Source organism: Microbacterium algihabitans (assembly GCF_032464975.1).
GTDB lineage: Bacteria > Actinomycetota > Actinomycetes > Actinomycetales > Microbacteriaceae > Microbacterium > Microbacterium algihabitans.
The window spans coordinates 349,088-367,878 of record NZ_JAWDIU010000002.1 but is presented as its reverse complement, the minus strand read 5'-3'; the positions used below and the strand labels follow the sequence as shown (position 1 = coordinate 367,878).

The 18,791-nt window shown below is 71.7% G+C and carries 8 protein-coding genes; 6 read left to right on the top strand and 2 right to left on the bottom strand.

Annotation, left to right across the window (positions count from 1 at the left end; all coding sequences use genetic code 11):
* The first annotated feature begins 182 nt into the window (after positions 1-182).
* Positions 183-3,383 carry an ATP-dependent helicase gene (locus RWH43_RS08995; protein ID WP_316001283.1) on the top strand — a complete coding sequence of 1,067 codons (3,201 nt, stop codon included), beginning with the start codon at positions 183-185 and terminating at the stop codon, positions 3,381-3,383.
* Entirely contained in the window at positions 3,380-6,667 is a 3,288-nt protein-coding gene (locus RWH43_RS08990; protein ID WP_316001282.1) for an ATP-dependent helicase, read from the top strand. Before RWH43_RS08995 ends, RWH43_RS08990 begins: the two co-directional genes overlap by 4 nt.
* Positions 6,668-6,908: 241 nt before the next feature.
* Here the strand turns inward: RWH43_RS08990 and RWH43_RS08985 are convergent, their stop codons facing one another.
* Complete coding sequence (locus RWH43_RS08985) at positions 6,909-8,447, bottom strand: phosphotransferase (RefSeq protein ID WP_316001281.1); 1,539 nt, start codon at positions 8,445-8,447, stop codon at positions 6,909-6,911.
* A gap of 134 nt (positions 8,448-8,581) precedes the next feature.
* Between RWH43_RS08985 and nudC the strand changes: the two genes are divergently transcribed.
* Both nudC and RWH43_RS08975 read left to right on the top strand, forming a co-directional pair.
* Positions 8,582-9,856, top strand: coding sequence for an NAD(+) diphosphatase (gene nudC / locus RWH43_RS08980; protein WP_316001280.1), 1,275 nt, complete (start codon positions 8,582-8,584; stop codon positions 9,854-9,856).
* Positions 9,853-11,604 (top strand): ATP-dependent helicase, encoded by a 1,752-nt coding sequence (locus RWH43_RS08975; protein ID WP_316001279.1) that lies wholly within the window; start codon positions 9,853-9,855, stop codon positions 11,602-11,604. Before nudC ends, RWH43_RS08975 begins: the two co-directional genes overlap by 4 nt.
* Before the next feature lie 1,046 nt (positions 11,605-12,650).
* On the opposite strand, the gene RWH43_RS08970 is transcribed toward RWH43_RS08975, so the two are convergent.
* A complete protein-coding gene (locus RWH43_RS08970; RefSeq protein WP_316001342.1) occupies positions 12,651-14,111 on the bottom strand; it encodes a zinc-dependent metalloprotease in 1,461 nt (486 codons plus the stop codon).
* Positions 14,112-14,296: 185 nt separating this feature from the next.
* Between RWH43_RS08970 and RWH43_RS08965 the strand changes: the two genes are divergently transcribed.
* The gene (locus RWH43_RS08965; protein WP_316001278.1) at positions 14,297-15,424 is read left to right on the top strand and encodes a YlbL family protein; all 1,128 of its coding nucleotides are present in this window, start codon (positions 14,297-14,299) and stop codon (positions 15,422-15,424) included.
* A gap of 43 nt (positions 15,425-15,467) precedes the next feature.
* Positions 15,468-18,419 carry a UPF0182 family membrane protein gene (locus tag RWH43_RS08960; protein WP_144835122.1) on the top strand — a complete coding sequence of 984 codons (2,952 nt, stop codon included), beginning with the start codon at positions 15,468-15,470 and terminating at the stop codon, positions 18,417-18,419.
* Positions 18,420-18,791: the final 372 nt, after the last annotated feature.

Below are 18,791 nucleotides of genomic sequence, written 5' to 3'. Positions count from 1 at the left end.
TCCTTTCCCCGCGGGCCGCGGTCGGCCCGGCGCGTGATTCGACTCTAGGGCAGGGTTCCGACACCGCGTCCCGGAGCGGGCCCCGCTTCGCGGACGGCGAACGCGCGGATGCTCGGGGCCGTTCCCGGCGGCCTCCGGGCGTCGCGCGACCCGATGTCGGAGGTCGCGTTTAGCGTGGAGACATGCAGATCCCGGATGCCGCTGAGCTCGACGCCTCCGCCGTCGACGGGCACGCGCTCGACGACGATCAGCGGGCAGTCGCGGGGTGGGCCCCCGAGACGAGCGGCGTCGTGGTGGGGGCGCCGGGGTCGGGCAAGACGACGGCTCTGCTGGCGCGGGCGCGCGGGCTCGTGGCATCCGGAATCGACCCCGACCACCTGCTCGTGCTCACGCCCACGCGACCGGCGGCGACGGCCCTGCGCGACCGGCTCGCGCTCGCGGTCGGCCAGGCCACCGCCGGTGCGCTCGCGCGGTCGCTGGCGTCGTTCGCCTTCCAGCTCGTGCGCGGAGCCGAGGTGCGCCGCGGGGGCGAGCCGCCGCAGTTGCTCACCGGCGGCGACGAAGACCAGATCATCCGCGACCTGCTCGACGGCGACGCCCTCGACGAGGCCGAGGGGCACTCGCGCTGGCCCGCCTGGCTCGGGTCGGCGATCCGCGCGACCCGCGGCTTCCGCGGCGACCTGCGCGCGTTCCTCGCGGAGTGCACCGATCTCGGGGTCACCTCGGCCGACCTCGCCGAGCTCGCCAGGCAGCACGAGCTCCCCGTCTGGGCCTCGCTCGCGTCGTTCGCCGACGAATACCGCGCTGTGCGCGCGGCCATGCGCGGTGCGCATCGCGACGCGGCCGACCTGGCGCGCGAGGCCGTCGCGGTGCTCGACGAAGCGCTCGTCGATCGCGACCTGCTCGGCCGATTCGCCTCGCTGAAGTGCGTGCTGGTCGACGACGCGCAAGAACTCACCTCCGGCGGAATCGACCTGCTGCGGGCCTGTCGGGCCCTCGGCATCGGAGTCGTGGCCTTCGGCGACCCTGACGTGGGGTCGGGAGCGTTCCGGGGCGCGACCCCCGAGAACTTCGCCCGGCTGGCGCGCGAACTCGGCACGACGGCGGCGCTCGGCACTCCGCATCGCGGCACGGCAGAGCAGGTCGACCTCGTTCGGCAGGTCGCGTCGCGCATCGGTGCGGCCGGGGTCGTCGCGCATCGCCGGGCGCCGCTCGGCGCACCGGTCGAAGGATCGGTGCGCACCTACCTGTTGCGTTCGCCCGCCGAAGAGGCCGACGCCATCGCCCGCCTGCTGCGCGAGCGTCACGTGCTCGACGGCGTGCCGTGGGGGCGGTGCGCCGTGATCGCCCACGATTCGCGACAGGTCGCCACGCTCGAGGCCGAGCTGTCGGCGCGCGAGGTGCCGGCTCGGGCCAGCGGTCCGGGTCTCGCACTCGGCGTGCAGCGTCCCGTGCGCGATTTGGTCGCTATGGTCGAGCTCGGCATGCGCGACCCCGACGAGTGGGCTCCCGAGCAGGTGGTCGACGCGCTCCTCGGCACGTTCGGCGGGCTCGACCCCATCGAGCTCCGGCGCCTGCGCACGGCGCTGCGTCACGACGAGGTCGGGGCCGGGGGAGTCCGCTCCGCCACCGAACTGCTGGTCTCGGGAGTGCGATTCCCGCTCGAGCTCGAGACCATCGACTCGCGCGAGGCGCGGCGTGCGATGCGGCTGGGCGAGACGCTGACCGCGCTCCGGGCCCAGGCCCTGCAGCGCGCGACGGCGCACGAACTGCTCTGGACGGCCTGGGAGCGCAGCGCGCTCGCCCGCACCTGGCGCGAGGCAGCCCGCGGTCACGGGCCCGTGGCCGAGCAGGCCGACCGCGACCTCGATGCGATCGTGGCGCTGTTCCAGGCGGCCAAGCGCTTCACCGAGCGCGAGCCCGACGGCGAGGCGTCGGTGTTCCTTCGCGGAGTGCTCGACAGCGACGTGGCCGAAGACCGCATCGAACAGCCCGCGGTCGTCGACACCGTGCGCGTGCTGACGCCGGCCGCTGCCGCGGGAACCGACTTCGACACCGTCGTGGTCGCCGGTGTCCAAGAGGGTGTGTGGCCCAACACGCGCCTGCGCGGCGGGCTGCTCGAGACCTGGCGTCTGGCCGACGCCGTGCAGCACCCCGATCTGCCGGCCGCCGGCATGCTCGATCGGCGCCGCGCCGCGATGCACGACGAGCTGCGGCTGTTCGTCCGCGCGATCAGTCGCGCCGACGCTCGGCTCATCGTCACCGCGGTCGACGACGACGACACCGGCCCCAGCGTGTTGTTCGAGATGTTGCCGACGCCCGAGCCCGCGGCATCCATCCCCGAGCACCCGCTGTCGCTGCGCGGACTCGTCGCGCGCCACCGCCGCTCGCTGACTACCGCGCGCGTTCCCGCGCCCGAGCGCACGCACGCCGCCGGTCAGCTGGCGCTGCTGGCCGCCGCCGGAGTCGCCGGTGCCGCCCCCGAGCAGTGGTACGGCGTCGTGGCACCGAGCTCGTCGGCCCCGCTGCGCGACCTCACGCGCGAAGACGTCCGCGTTTCGCCTTCGCGCCTCCACGCGCTCGAAGAGTGCCAGCTCGACTGGGTGATCGCCGACCTCGGCGGCGACCGCGGTGGCACGACCGCCGGCATCGGCACGATCATCCACGCGGCGCTCGAGACCGCGGCCTCGTCGTCCGAAGAAGACCTGTGGGCCGTCGTCGACGAGCGCTGGGGCGAGCTGGTGTTCGACGCCGCGTGGCGCGAGAAGGCCGAGCGCACGCGCGCCCGCGACCTCGTGCGACGCCTCGCGACCTACCTGCGGCGCTTCGACGACGCCGGCGGTCGACTCATGGGCGCCGAGCGGCACTTCGAGGTGCCGATCCCGATCCCGGATGCCGGCGGGCAGCACCCCGACGGCGTCGACGACGGCGCGGCCGTGCCCGACGGCGCCACCGTGCACGGCGCCGTGCTCAGCGGTGACATCGACCGCGTCGAGGTGACCCCGGCCGGAGAGGTCGTGATCGTCGACCTCAAGACGGGCAAGAACGAGCCGCAGACCGACCTCAAGGTCGCCGACAACCCGCAGCTCGCGGCCTACCAGTTGGCGTTCTCGTCGGGGGCGATCGAGCAGGTCGAGGGGCTTCCCTCCGGCGGGGCCAAGCTCCTCGTGCTGCGCCCGAGCGCGGCGAAGAAGGACTACGCCGAGCCGACGCAGCCGCCGTTCGACGACACCCAGCGCGAGGAGTTCGTCGGGCGCGTGCAGCGCGCGGTCGACGTCATGCGCGGCACGAGCTTCGCGGCACCGTATGAGGTGCACTGCCGCGACGAGTTCTCGTACGGGCTCTGCCGCATCCACACGGTCTCGGCGGTGAGCGCGTCGTGACCACGTTGTCCGCCGCGACGATCGCGGCCGCCCTCGGCCAGTTCCCCCCGACTCTCGAGCAGACGGCCGTCATCGAGGCGCCGCTGGAGCCTGCCCTCGTCGTCGCCGGTGCCGGCAGCGGCAAGACCGAGACCATGGCCGGCCGCGTGGTGTGGCTGGTCGCCAATGGGCTCGTCCGCCGTGACGAGGTGCTGGGCCTGACCTTCACGCGCAAGGCCGCCGGTGAACTCGCCGAGCGCATCCATCGGCGTCTGCAGCGTCTGTCGGAGTTCGAAGCCCGGGGGCTCCTGCCCGCACTTCCCGCCCTGCACGAGGCGGGACGCCTCGCGGTGTTCGCCGAGCTCGCGCAGCTCGACGGCGCAAGCGCCGACGCCGCGCGTCGCGAAGCCCTCGACATGCTGACCGCCGAGGTCGGCGCAGGAGAGAGCACGCCCGACGACGGCGACCAGTTGTTGCACCGCCCGACGGTGTCGACTTACAACAGCTTCGCCGACGCCATCGTGCGCGAGCACGGCCTGCGCATCGGGCGCGACGCCGAATCGGCGGTGTTGTCCGAGTCGGCAGCGTGGCTGTTGATGCGGCGCGTGGTGTTCGCCTCCGACGACCCGCGTCTCGAAGAACGCCAGGAGTCCCCGCGGACGCTCATCGACGCCGCGCTGCGGATCGCACGCGACGGTGTCGACAACCTCGTCGACCTCGATCGACTCGCCGCCTTCCCCGAGGAGTTCGCGCGCATCACCGAACGCCCCTCGACCACCGCGCGGGTGAGCGTCTACAAAGAGGTCGGCGACGCCGCGGCGAAGGTCTCGGCGCTGTCGCTGCTCTCGGCCCTCGCGGCCGACTACAACCGCGAGAAGGCGCGCTTGGGCGTCATGGACTTCGCCGACCAGGTCGCGGGAGCCCTGCAGATTGCGACCGAGCACCCGGCCGTCGTCGCCGAGCTGCGCGCGCGGTACCGCGTGGTGCTGCTCGACGAATACCAAGACACCTCGGTCGTGCAGACCGACCTGCTCTCCACGCTGTTCGGCGGCACGGGCGTCATGGCGGTGGGCGACCCCCACCAGGCTATCTACGCCTGGCGCGGGGCGAGCGCCGGCAACCTCGGCGGCTTCCCCGCCGCGTTCGCTCCCGAGGGCGGATGCCGCCAGTTCGCCCTGCTGACCAGCTGGCGCAACAGCGAACGCGTGCTCGACGCCGCCAACGCGGTGCTCGCCCCGCTCGCCGATCGGGCGGCCGTCGCGGTCGAAGAGCTGCGCTCTCGTCCCGGTGCGCCCCAGGGCGTGGTCGAGATCGTGTTCGAGAACGACCTCGATGCCGAGGCCGATCGCGTGGCGTCGTGGTTCGCCGGAGTCCGCGCCGCGCGCGCCGCCCAGGGCAAGGCGACCACCGGAGCCGTGCTGTTCCGCAGCAAGAAGCACATGGTCCGCTTCGGCGATGCGCTCGGACGCCGCGGCATCCCGCACCGCATCCTCGGACTCGGCGGTCTGCTCACCACCCCCGAGGTTGTCGACGTGGTGTCGACCCTGCGGGTGATCAGCGATCCCGAGGCCGGGTCAGCCCTGATCCGCCTGCTGTCCGGGCCACGCTGGGCCGTCGGACTCGCCGACCTGCGTGCCCTCGCGCTGCTCGCCCGTCGGCTCGCCACCCACGACGTGGCGCTGCAGCCGTTGGGGGCCGAGGTCGTCGACCGCCTCCGCTCGACACCCGGGGCCGACCGTGCCTCGCTCGTCGACGCCCTCGACTTCATCGCCCGGCAGACCGACGGCCACGGCTGGCTCACCGACTTCACCCCCGAGGGGCGCGCGCGGTTGCGCGAGGCCGGTGCGGTGTTCGCGTCGCTGCGGCGCAGCGTGGGGGCGCCGATCCCCGAGTTGATCCGCCTGATCGAGGCTGAGCTGCGTCTCGACATCGAGCTCGCGGCGAACGAGTCGCGCGGCCCCGCGCGCATCGCGTCGGCCCAGTTGCGCGCGTTCGTCGACGAGATCCGCGGGTTCCTCGCCGCCGATGAGTCGGGGTCGGTCGCAAGCCTGCTCGCCTGGCTCGACCACGCCGAACAGGCCGACGAGTTCGCCCCGCGCACCGAGCCGCCCGAAGACGACGTCGTTCAGCTGCTGACGATCCACGGGTCCAAGGGCCTCGAGTGGGACGCGGTGGCCGTGGTCCGCCTCGTCACCGACGAGTTGCCGTCGCTCCCGCGTGACACCAAGGGGTGGTTGGGCTTCGGCATCCTGCCCTCGGAGTTCCGCGGCGATTCCGCGTGGCTGCCGGTCTTCGGCTGGCGCGGAGCCGAGACGCAGCAAGACCTGAAGGCGGCGATCGACGCCTTCGTCGCCGACAACCGCGCCCGCCAGCTCGACGAAGACCGCCGTCTCGCCTACGTCGCCTTCACCCGCGCGCGCGATCTGCTGATGCTGTCGGGGTCCAGCTGGTCGGGGACCAAGAAGCCTCGACGCCCCAGCGTGTTCCTCGACGAAGCGGCCGAGGCGCTCGCGATCGATCTCGAGGTGTCCGAGCCCGGAGACGACCCCTACGACGGCGAACGTCGGCTGCTGCACTGGCCGCTCGATCCGCTGGGGGCGCGACGCACCGCGGTGTCGGCCGCGGCATCCGCCGTCGCCGCCGCGCGGGCCGAACCGGCGGCGGCACCCGACGATGACCTCGAACTGCTGCTCGCCGAGCGGGCCGATCGGCTGCGTCCGACGCACGCGCCCGCCCCGACGCGCATCCCGGCGTCGCGGTTCAAAGACTTCGTCGCCGACTACGGCGGCACGGTCGAAGACCTGCGGCGCCCCATGCCCGAGCGCCCCTACCGGCAGACGCGCCTCGGCACCCTCTTCCACGCGTGGGTCGAGCAGCGCTCGGGCCTGGTGGGCGCGGGCGTCGGGCTCGACGACGACGGCCTGTGGGATGACGACGACGTCGTGGGGGCATCGGCGGCGGATGCCGTGGAACTCCAGCGACTGCGCGAGTGCTTCGAACGGTCGGAATGGGCCGGCCTCCGGCCGCTCGAGGTCGAGACAGAGATCGACTTCGTCACCACGCGTCTCGACGGACGCGAGCATGTCGTCATCTGCAAGCTCGACGCCGTCTACCGACGCGGCGATCGCTACGAGATCGTCGACTGGAAGACCGGTCGACCGCCGTCGTCCGAGGCCGAGCGTCGGTCGCGCATGCTGCAGCTCGAGCTGTACCGCGACGCGTACCACGCGAAGCACGGGATCGACATCGACCTGATCGACGTCGCGCTGTTCTACGTCGGCGACGAGTTGGTGCTGCGCGGCTGAGGTGCTCCGGCGATGGTCGGTGCACTATCACGACGTCGCTTCGGGCCGTGGTGCCCGGTGACCGGGTGAATTATCAGCCTGGAACGGTGTCGCGCGAAGGGCGACGAGGCACGACGCTCAGACGCGCGCGCACGAGACGCCCGACGGTTCAGCGCTCACCGGGTGACGTCGCCGCGACCACCCCTCGGCCCCGCGGAGCGGATGAAGCGGTGCGTTCGTCGTGCGGACGAGCACGCCGCTGTCAGGCGTTGTCGCCCGACACGCCCCAGCGGCGCAGCGCGGCGCGGCTCGCGCGGGCAGCATCGGCCTCGTCGTCCACGTGGGAGTCGTCGTGCGCGGCATCCGCCCGCTCGTTCCGCCCCTCGGCGCCGCGATCGAGCGGTAGGCCGTCGAGACGATCGGTCGACGACTCGTCGTGCGCATCGACGGAGGCGGCGTTCTCGTCATCGCGCGCGGCGAACGAGGTGGCGTCCGATACGGCCGGTCGAGCCTCTTCGGGCTTGCCCCAGAGCGACGTCGCGGCCGTATCACCGCGGAGTGCCGGTCCGTGGACGGGGTCGTAGCGGCCGTCCCAGCCATTCAGCTCGAGCGGCGCGGTGGCTTCGGGGTCGTCCTCGCGTGCGGGGAGGTCGTCGATGCGGATGGGGCCGGAGTCGTCATCCGATTCTTCGGCGTTCGCCAGGGCGTCTGCGGCGGCCGCGCGGTCGCGCTCGGCAGACAGGTACAGCGACAGCGCCTCGGGGTCGTAAGCGTCGGTCTGCATCGACGTGTCGACGCCGTCGGCGGGAGCGACCGCGGGCGAGCTCTCGACGAGGGCCATCGCGTCGTCGATGTCGCTGCGGGTGTCGGGCACGATCTGGTCGCCGCGCACGCCGTCGGCCAGCGCCGCCAGCAAGGCCACGGCGTCGTCGATGACGTCGGTCTCGCCGGCGTCGTGTCCGTGCACGAGCCAGCGCGCGAACTCGAGCTCGGCGTAGAGGCGGGCGCGTTCGCGCAACAGGGGGTCGGGGGAGCGGTCGCCCGCGGCGGCGTATCCAGCGTGCACGTCGTCGGCGGCGAGCGGAGCGGATGCCAACCAGCGCAGGTCGACGGCGGGGTCGCCGACGCTGAGGCCGGCCCAGTCGAGAATGCCGACCACGTGCGGAATCTCGTCGGCGTCGTCGGCGAGCACGATCGAGGTGCTCGTGGCGCCGCCGAGCACGACGGCGGATTCGAAGCGCCACAGGTCGTCGACGTCGAGCGCACGGCGCCAGCGCATCATGAGGTCGTCGCTGACGCGTCCGGTCGAGTCGGCACGGTCGAGCAGGCGCTTGACGTCGTCGCGCACCTGCTCCGGCGAGCGCACCGGCAGTCCGTCGGTCCGCACGATCGAGACGGGCAGCGCGTGCACGGCGGCGAGGGCGCCACCGATCGCGGGCGCGTAGCCCGGTCCCTTGGGCAGGTGAGCCGGGTCGATGCGGTAACCGCAAATCCGGTCGACGACCAGCACGCGCTGGGCCCCCGAGCCGCTTTCGCCGACGACCTCGGGCACGGCGAACGGTAGCAGGGCGCGCACTCCGGCGGTCAGGGCGTGCAGGGCTCGCGCCTCGGCGGCGAGCTCGCCGGCGGTGTCGTCGTCGGTGGGCATGCGCACGATGAGCTCGCGCCCGTCGGCCGTCCGCGCGAGCGCGGCGTCGAAGCGACCGGCCGTGTTCTCGGTCAGCGCGCTGACGCTCGTGAAGGCGGTGCCGGGAAGGGCCGCCGTCGCCGACGCGGCTAAAATGAGGGGCGAGCGTGCCATGCCCCCAGGGTAGGTCGGGCCCGTGCTCACCGGCCCGCGCCACGCCCTTGATGGGGGGAGGTCGAGCCCTCGACCCTCCGCTCGCCCCAACCGTTCGGGCTTCTGCTCGTGCTCGCACCGGAAAGAAGTGTTCGATGTCGCTTCCCGCGTCTTCGTCTTCGCAGAACCCGCCCTCGTCGAGTGCGGCTGACAGCGGGCCGCAGGACAGGTCCGCGGATGCCGCTGACCTCGCCGTCGACCGCGCCGGCGCCGAGCGTGACCAGCCCGGCCTGCTCGGGAACCTCGCCGCGGATCCCCGCACGCTCGTGCTCGCCGTGCGCCGCGATGCTGCTCCACTGATCGACGGCCGTCTCGCGTTCGTCTCGTTCGCCGACCTCGCCTCGTCGGCGGCCGGGTCGCAGAAGACTGCCGGGCTCGAGGCATCTGCCTCGGCCGGACCGCAGCATCTCACCGAGCACGCGGCATCCGCGCCGTCGCCGCAGCCCGCCGAGCCCTCCGCTTCGGCCGAATCAGCGCGCCCCGCCGAGCCCATGGCATCCGCCCTCGCCGGTTCCTCCGCCCCGGCCGAATCAGCGCGCCCCGCCGAGTCCACGGCATCGGCCGAATCAGCGCGCCCCGCCGAGCCCGCGGCATCCGCCCCCGCCCCGTCGGCGCGCCCTGCCGCACCCGACGCAGCAGCCCCCCACGACATCCCCGGCATCACCCACTGGGCGTTCCTCGGCCGCACGCCCGACCACCGCGCGGTCCTGCTCGCGGTCGTGGCCGACGGCGCGGGTGATGAACTGGTTCCGGATGCCGACTGGGCGCCCCTCCGCGCCGCGGGCGGCGACCTGCCGGCCGGCGAGGCCGAACTGCTGACCGCCGCGGTCGCCCTGTCGGGGTGGCTGCGCGATGCCGCGTTCTGCCCCGCGTGCGGCGCGCTCACCGAACTGCGCCAGGCCGGCTGGTCGCGGCACTGCCCGGTGTGCGGGCGCGAGCACTTCCCGCGCACCGACCCCGCGGTCATCGTGCTGCTGACCTCTGCCGAGGGCGACCGCGTGCTTCTGGGCGCCAACGCCGCGTGGGGCGGCGACCGGTACTCGTGCTTCGCCGGGTTCGCCGAGGCGGGGGAGTCGCTCGAAGACGCCGTCGCGCGCGAGGTGAACGAGGAGTCGGGCGTGCGTCTGCGCGAGATCGTGTACCGCGGGTCGCAGGCGTGGCCGTATCCGCGGTCGCTCATGCTCGGGTTCCGCGCGGTCGTGGTCGACGAGGTCGAGGCCCTGGCCGACGGCGAGGAGATCGTCGAGGTGCGCTGGTTCACCCGGGAGGAGATCGGGTCGGCGCTCCGGGGTGAGAGCGCGGTGCACCTGCCGGGGGCCGCGTCGATCGCCCGCCGGTTGATCGAGGACTGGTACGGAGAGACCGCGTGACCGGACCTCTCGACGGACTCGACGAGCATCAGCTCGAGGCGGCGCGGGCGCTGCGGGGTCCGGTGTGCGTACTCGCGGGTGCCGGCACCGGCAAGACGCGCGTGATTACGCGGCGCATCGCCCACGGCGTCGACACGGGCGCGTACTCGCCGCAGCGCGTGATGGCGGTGACCTTCACCGCGAAGGCCGCGGGCGAGATGCGGGGACGCCTGCGCGCGCTCGGCGTGTCGGGGGTGTCGGCGCGCACGTTCCACGCCGCGGCCCTCGCCCAGGTGAACTTCTTCTGGCCCACGCTCGCGGGCGATCAGGCGCCGTCGATCATCGACAACAAGGTGCGCATGCTCGCGCACGCGGCCGACGGCGTCGGACTGAGTCCCGACACGGCGACACTGCGCGATGTCGCCTCCTCGATCGAGTGGCGCAAAGTCACGCTGCGCTCGATCGAGCAGTACGCCGCCGACCGCCCCGACGGCGTGGGGCGTCTCAACGTCGACCAGGTCGTCGCCCTGCAGCGGGCGTACGAGAAGCTCAAAGACGAGCGTCGGCAGATGGACTTCGAAGACGTGCTCCTCACCTGCGCCGGCATGATCGAGGCCGAGCCGCGCGTGGCCGCCGCCGTGCGCGAGCAGTACCGGCACTTCACGGTCGACGAGTACCAGGACGTCTCGCCGTTGCAGAACCGCGTGCTCGAGCTGTGGCTGGGCGATCGTCGCGACCTGTGCGTGGTCGGCGATGCCAGTCAGACCGTGTACTCGTTCACCGGCGCCGATGCGCGCTACCTGCTCGACTTCGAGCGCACGCACGAAGACGCCCGCGTCGTGCGGCTCGAGCGCAACTACCGCTCGACGGCACCCGTGCTGGCGGTGGCCAACGACCTCATGCGCGGGCGGGCCGGCGCTCTCGAGCTCGTGGCCGCGACCGACGCCGACACGCCGGTGCCGACGGTGCGCGGCTTCGACGACGACGAGGCCGAGGCCACGGCGGTCGCGCGATCGATCGCCGACTCGCTGTCGCGGGGAGTCGACCCGCACGACGTCGCGGTGCTGTACCGCTCGCATGCCCAGTCGGCCGCCCTGCTGAACGCGCTGTCGGCGGTCGGGGTCGCGGCATCCGTGCTGGGTGGGCGCAAGTTCTTCGACATGCCCGAGGTGCGGCAGGCGCTCATGGCGCTGCGGGCCGCGTCGGTCGCGCCGATGGAGACGGGCTTTCTCGCCACGGTCCGCGACGTGCTGCGCAGCGTCGGTCTGACCGACGACCCGCCCGCCGCGGGCGGAGCCCTGCGCGAAGCGTGGGAGGCGCGGGCCGCCCTGCTGCGCCTGGCCGAAGAGGCTCCGGCCGGAACCGACCTGCGCTCGTTCACCGACGACCTGCAGGCTCGGGCACGCGACCAGCACGAGCCGACGACGCGCACGGTGACGCTGGCCACGCTGCACGCGGCGAAGGGTCTGGAGTGGGATCACGTGTACCTGGTCGGGGTCAGTGAGGGTCTGCTGCCGATCTCGTACGCGACCACCTTCGAGGCGGTCGACGAAGAGCGGCGTCTCGCGTACGTCGGGGTCACTCGTGCGGCGCGGACGCTGTCGCTGAGCTGGGCGCGCGGTCGGGGCCGGATGGAACGCTCGCCGTCGCGCTTTCTTCGAGAGATCGGCAGCGGCAGTCTGCGCTCGGCCGATGCAGCCCCCAGGCCCGCCGGAACGAATCGACGCGCAGGTGCAGCGACCTCGTCGTCTGCTCGATCGGCGCGCTGAGCAAGAAGCGCGCCGCTCGCGCCGCCTCGGCGGCCAGCGCCGGGTCGATCGCGGGCCGCGGCCGGCCGAGCAGTTGCGACGACACCGCCGGCCAGTGCGGATCCCTGCGCTGACTCTCGGCATCGGGGCACGACAGGCAGGCCGTGCGCCCGGGCGCGACGACTGGCCCGACCGTCGCCGAGGCTCCGTCGAGCACCAGCGGCAGGTGGGTCACGCCGTCACGCGTGTACGCCGCGGCCCGCCGTGGATCCACGCGATGCGCCGCGAGCAGGATCACGCACGACCCCGGTGACGCTCGCTCGCTGGATGCCCCCGCCCACGCGACGATGCGGGTGAGCGGCGGCAGTCCCGCGAGCACGGCGCGGCCGACGCGCGGGTGAAGGTCGTCGGCGATCTGCAGCACGAGCGGAGGCTCGTCGCGGTGCGGCACGAGCGCCGGCGTGACAGCGTCGAGCACCGCATCGGTCGCGGCATCCGACACCCCGTGCACCCGCGCGAGCGCCCGCAACTCCTCGCGAGTCGTGCCGTTCACGAGGGCGGCGACAGCGGCATCCGTCCACCGATCCGAGATCGGCAGGGTCGCGATCGCGCGCGGGCCGAACTGCACGCTGCCGTCGTCACGCCAGAGCGGGGGAGAGGCGGGGTCGAGTCGAAGCATGCCCCGATCCTGACGGGCGGGAAGACTCCGGATGCCGTTGTCCACAGCAACCGACGTCGATCACGCCCCTGGGGAGAAGTCCACCCCGCCGCGCGCGCGACCCGCACACGGGCGTGCGACCGCCCGTCGACCGGCGAGCGACCCGCGAGACTGCACCTCGCTGACAAACCCGCGTCAGGCTGCAACGACGTTGTCAGCGAGTTGCAGCCTCGGCGTGAACGGCGGGCCGCCACGCCTGCGCCGGGTCGATCGACGGCAAAAGGTCCGCGAAACTGCACCTCGCTGACAAACCCGCGTCAGGCTGCAACGACGTTGTCAGCGAGTTGCAGTCTCGGCGCGAACAGCACCCCGCCTCGCGACCCCAACGCCGCGGACACCGCCGCAGCGGTCACACGGGCCGCTGGTCTCCCGGAGCGCCGTCCTCGTCGCCGTCCCGCGCGTCGCGATCGGACGCGTCGTCGGAGCGACCTTCCCGCAGGTCTCGCCGCAAGAGGCCCTCACCCGAAGCATCGCCCGAACCAGGCGTCTCGCCCGACTCCTCGGCATCCGCACCCGAATCCCGCCCGCCGTCGGCCTCTTCCGCCAACAACTGCGCGAGCGCGTCGTCCATCTCGTCCGAGGGCGCCGCTTCACCGCGCGACGCGGCGGTCACCCGCGCGATGAGCGCCGCGGGGTCGTCGATGTCTTCCGACGACGGCATGAGGTCGGGGTAGTCCCACAGTGCATCACGGCCCTCGACGCCCACGGCGTCGGTGACGGCGCGCCACATCGCGGCGGCTTCGCGCATGCGGCGCGGGCGCAGTTCGAGGCCGACCAGTGCGCCCAGCGCCTGCTCGGCGGGTCCACCGACGGCGCGGCGTCGGCGCACGGCCTCGGCGATGCGTCCCGCCGACGGAAGCCGCGAGGTGGCGTCTTCGGTCACGACGTCGACCCAGCCCTCGATCGTGGCCAGCAGGTTCTCCAGCCGCGTCAGGGCCGCGGTCTGCTCGGGGCTGCGTTCGGGCAGCAGGGCTCCGCTCTCGAGCGCCCCGCGTAGTTCGTCGGGCTGCGAGGGGTCGAAGCGCGAGGCGAGCTCCTCGAGGGCGTCGGTGTCGACGCGGATGCCGTGGGCGAAGTCGCGCACCTGCGAGATGACGTGCAGGCGCAGCCACCGCGCGTGGCGGAAGAGGCGTGCGTGCGCGAGCTCGCGCGTCGCGAGGTAGAGCGCGAGCTGGTCGTCGGGGATCTCGAGGTCGCGGCCGAAGTCGGCGAAGTTCTGCGGCAGGATCGCGGCGTCGCCCTCGGGCATGATCGGGATGCCGACGTCTCCGCCACCCACGACCTCGGTCGACAGGCGGCCGACGACGTGGCCGAGCTGCGTGGCGAAGAGCGAGCCGCCGACGGTGCGCATGAGGCGTCCGGCGCCGGCGATCATCTCCTGCATGTCTTCGGGGGCCTGCTGGCCGAGGGCTGCGGTGAGCGCGTCGGCGATGCTCGTGGCGACGGGCTCGGCGAGCTCCTGCCAGACGGGCAGCGTGGCGGTGACCCACGCACCGCGCGTGACGGCGCGGGGAGGGCGAGGCAGGTCAGAGATGGTGGTCGCCGCGCCCAGCCAGAGGGCGGCGAGCGTGAACGCCTGGTCGAGGTCGGTCTTCTGACCGGTCGTGACGCCCAGGCCGTCCTGGTTGGCGATGTGCAGGGCCTGACGCTCGGTGAGGCTCCAGTCGACGCCTTCCTGCGTGCCGGCGAAGGCGCCCTGCAGCTGGTTCATGACGGCCTGCAGCATGGCGGGGTCGATCTGCATGCCCGACAGGCGCGAGAGCATCTCGGGATCGATGCCGCTGGTGTCGCCCGACATCAGGCGGCGCATGAGCTCCTGGAACTCTTCCTCGGGGCTCTGCTCGCCGCCACGGTCGTCGTCTGCCACTTCAGCCGCCTTTCAGCCAGGTCTGGGGAATGGTTCTCTACGCTAGTCGCAGGTTTCCCCGCATCTACCGGCCGGGCCCCGCGGCGCTTACGCCCCGCGCGAACGACCCCGGTCAAGGATTGAGCTTCGTGTCCCTTTTCGACGAGAACGTCCGCCTCGAGCCCGCGCCCCGACAGCCGTGGCGTCGCGGCACCGTCATCGGCGTGTGGTCGCTGACGGTGGCCGTGATCGTGCTGTTCGTGCTCACGTTCGTGCCCTCGGCCTACGTCATCCAGCAGCCCGGCCCGGTGTACAACACCCTCGGCACCTCACCGAACGCCGACGGCGAGCAGGTGCCGCTCATCACCGTTCCGAACGAGCAGGACGACACCACCACCGGCCAGCTCGACCTGCTCACGGTTCAGGTCAGCGGCAACCGCGAGCGCACCCCGTCGTGGATCGAGCTCGCGATGGCGTGGTTTGACCGCTCGCGCGCCGTGGTGCCGATCGACCGCATCTTCCCCGCGGGTCAGACCACCGAGCAGCGCACGAGCGAGAACGCCGCCCTCATGAGCGACTCGCAGCTCGAGGCGAGCGCGGCCGCCCTGCGACAGCTCGGCTACGACGTGCCCGCCGAGATCGCGGTCGGCACGATCGACGACCAGGGCGCGGCGGCGGGTCTGCTGCAGCAGGGCGACGTGCTGCTGTCGGTCGACGGCGCTCCGGCTTCGAACGTGGATGCCGTGCGCTCGGCCGTCCAGAAGGCCGCGGGCGCACCGGTCACCGTGGCCTACCAGCGCGACGGCGCCGACGCCACGGTGCAGATCACGCCGCAGCAGACGACGGTCAACGGCCAGCAGCAGTACCTGCTGGGCGTCGGACTCATGCAGGCGTTCGACCTCCCCGTCGACGTCAAGATCCAGCTTAACGACGTCGGCGGTCCGAGCGCCGGCATGATGTTCGCGCTCGGCATCATCGACAAGATGTCGCCCGGCGACCTCACCGGAGGCCAGCACATCGCCGGCACCGGCACGATCGACGCCGACGGCAACGTGGGCCCGATCGGCGGCATCCGTCAGAAGCTCTATGGCGCGCTCGATGCCGGAGCCACTTACTTCCTGGCCCCGGAGTCGAACTGCAACGAGGTCGTGGGGCACGTGCCCGACGGCATCCGCGTCTTCTCGACCTCGACGCTGGATCAGTCGATGACGGTGCTCGAGACGATCCGCGACAACGGCGATCTCGACGCGCTTGCGACGTGTGGTTCGGGATCGTAGCTTTCACGGCGAACCCCGAGAACCCCGCGCCTAGGATGAAGGGGTGACCACGACCTCAGCGCCGAACCAGGCCACGCCGCCGAACCGCTCCCGACGGATCATCTCGATCACTTTGGCGGTGATCGCAGCGCTCGTCGTCGCGTTCTTCGTCTTCGCGAACCTCTATTCCGACTGGCTGTGGTTCTCGCAGCTGGGCTTCACCACCGTTCTGACCACCCAGTGGATCGGTCGCACGGTGATGTTCGTCGTCGGCTTCCTCGCGATGGCCGTGCCGGTGTGGGGCGTCATCCAGCTCGCTTACCGCCTGCGTCCCGTATACGCGCGTCTGAGCTCGCAGCTCGACCGCTACCAAGAGGTCGTCGAGCCGCTGCGGCGCCTCGCGATGTGGGGAATCCCGATCTTCTTCGGCTTCTTCGCCGGCTTCGCCGCCTCCGCGCAGTGGGAGACCACCTGGCTGTGGTTCAACGGCGTCAGCACCTCGGTGACCGACCCCCAGTTCGGGCTCGACACGGGCTTCTATTTGTTCGGGATGCCGTTCTACGCGGCAGCGCTCGGTTTCGCCTCGGCCGTGGTGCTGGTGTGCCTGCTGCTGACGGCCGTCGTGTCGTACCTCTACGGCTCGGTCCGCGTCGGACAACGCGAGCTGCGCATCTCCAAGGCCGCGCGCATCCAGCTCGCGATCCTCGCCGGCGTCTACCTGCTGCTGCAGGGTGCGAGCCTGTGGCTCGACCGCTTCCGCACGCTCGTCGAGCCGTCCGAGCGCATCACCGGTCCCGGTTACGTCGGCACCAACGCCGTGATCCCCGGCCAGACGATCCTCGCGATCGCCGCCGTCATCGTGGCGCTGGCGTTCTTCGTCACGGCTTTCATCGGCCGCTGGCGCTACCCGCTGATCGGTACCGCGCTGCTCGTCGTCTCGGCGATCGTCGTGGGTGCGGCCATCCCGTGGGCCGTCACCACCTTCCAGGTGCGCCCCAACGAGCTCACGCTCGAGAGTCAGTACTACCAGCGCAACCTCGATGGCACGAAGGCCGCCTACGGCATCGACAACATCGAGAAAGAGAACTTCCAGGCCGAGACGCAGGCCCAGGCGGGCCAGCTGCGCAACGACGCCGACTCCACCGCGCAGCTGCGCATCATGGACCCGGCCATCATCGGCCCGACCGTCCGTCAGCTCGAGCAGTACCGCGCGTACTACCAGTTCAACACTCCGCTCGACGTCGACCGCTACACGATCAACGGGCAGACGCAAGACACCGTGGTGTCGCTGCGCGAGCTCAACATCGGTCAGCTCGGCGACGCGGCCTCGTGGCAGAACACGACCCTCGTCTACACGCACGGCTACGGCATGGTCGCGGCCGCCGGTAACGAGCGCACCGCCGACGGCGACCCCGTCTTCCTCGAGCAGGCGATCCCGGGCACCGGCTTCCTGACCGACCGCAAGTACGAGCCGCGCATCTACTTCGGCGAGCAGTCCCCGCCGTACTCGATCGTGGGCGGCCCCGAGGGTGGCGAGCCGATCGAGCTCGACTACCCGCTGGGCGCCGACGGCGGCACCGAGACGCGCACGACCTTCACCGGCAACGGTGGACCCAGTGTCGGCAACGTCTTCAACCGCCTCATCTACGCGCTGAAGTTCCAGTCGGAGCAGATCCTGTTCTCCGACAACGTGAACCCCGACTCGCAGATCCTCTATGACCGCAACCCGAAGGAGCGCGTGCAGAAGCTCGCGCCCTACCTGACGCTCGACAGCGACCCGTACCCCACGGTCGTCGACGGTCGCATCAAATGGGTCATCGACGGCTACACGACGAGCGCGAACTACCCGTACTCGTCGAGCGTGTCGCTCTCGCGCGCGATCGCCGACTCGAACAACCCGGCTCCGACCTACGCGCTCGATGACATCAACTACATCCGCAACTCGGTCAAGGCCACGGTCGACGCCTACGACGGCTCGGTGAGCCTGTACGCGTGGGACGACCAAGACCCGCTGCTCAAGGCGTGGCAGAACATCTACCCCACGACCCTCAAGCCGTGGACCGACATGTCGGCCGACCTGATGAGCCACGTGCGCTACCCGACCGACCTGATGAAGGTGCAGCGCTCGATGCTCGGCGTCTACCACGTCGACGACGCTCTGTCGTTCTACCGCCAGGACAACCGGTGGACCACTCCGAACGACCCGCAGGACCCGGCGACCTTCCAGCCGCCGTACTACCTGACGATGAAGATGCCGAACCAGGACGACCCGTCGTACTCGATGTTCACCAGCTTCATCCCGGCGTCGCAGGGCGGTCAGGCGCGAAACGTGCTGACGGGCTACATGGCCGTCGACTCCAACGCGGGCGACCAGCAGGGCACCAAACGCGACGACTACGGCAAGCTCCGAATGCTCGTGATCGATTCGTCGACCACGGTCCCCGGACCCGGCCAGGTGCAGAACACCTTCGACTCCGATACCAACGTGTCGTCGCAGATCAACATCCTGAAACAGGGACAGTCGCAGGTGCTCAACGGCAACCTGCTGACCCTGCCGGTGGGTGGCGGTCTGCTGTACGTGCAGCCGGTCTTCGTCCAGTCGTCGGGTGACACCAAGCTGCCGCAGCTGCGGCGCGTGCTCGTCGCGTTCGGCAACAAGATCGCGTTCGAGAACACGCTGAGCGAAGCGCTCGACTCGCTGTTCGGCGGTGACTCCGGAGCGAATACGGGCGACGAGACCGTCACCCCGACCGACCAGGGTTCAGGCACGACGGGTGGCACGGGTGGCGGCACGACCGTTCCGACGGGCGACTACGCCGCGGCCCTGCAGGAGGCGCGTGACGCGCTGAACGCTCGCCAAGCGGCGCTGACCAGCGGTGACCTCGCGGCCTTCGCCACACAGGATGCCCGCCTCACCGCGGCCGTCCAGCGCCTGCTCGACCTCGAGACGAACGGCCAGGGCGGCACGGCGACCACGTCGCCCACCCCGGCTCCGTCGGAGACCCCCGCGGGCTGACCCCCGCTCGACCGATCGCCGGCGTCCCGCACAGCGGGGCGCCGGCGTCGTCGTTCCCGCGGCAGAGGTGGCTGAGCCTGTCGAATCAAGGTGGCTGAGCTTGTCGAAGCCAGCAAGTCGCGCGGCGGCAAGGTGGCTGAGCCTGTCGAATCAAGGTGGCTGAGCTTGTCGAAGCCACCGGGCCACCGCGGGTCCCGGTCCCTTCGACAAGCTCAGGGACCTAGCAAGGTGGCTGAGCTTGTCGAAGCCAGCAAGTCGCGCGGCGGTAGAGGTGGCTGAGCCTGTCGAAGCCACCGGTGCACAGCGGGTCCCGGTCCCTTCGACAGGCTCAGGGACCTAGCAAGGTGGCTGAGCCTGTCGAATCAAGGTGGC

What these genes read in the sequence shown, in the direction of transcription:
- nudC (WP_316001280.1), top strand. Translation starts at nt 8,582, where the DNA reads ATGTCGCTTCCCGCGTCTTCGTCTTCGCAGAACCCGCCCTCGTCGAGT.
- RWH43_RS08985 (WP_316001281.1), bottom strand. Translation starts at nt 8,447, where the DNA reads ATGGCACGCTCGCCCCTCATTTTAGCCGCGTCGGCGACGGCGGCCCTT.
- RWH43_RS08970 (WP_316001342.1), bottom strand. Translation starts at nt 14,111, where the DNA reads ATGCGCCGCCTGATGTCGGGCGACACCAGCGGCATCGATCCCGAGATG.
- RWH43_RS08995 (WP_316001283.1), top strand. Translation starts at nt 183, where the DNA reads ATGCAGATCCCGGATGCCGCTGAGCTCGACGCCTCCGCCGTCGACGGG.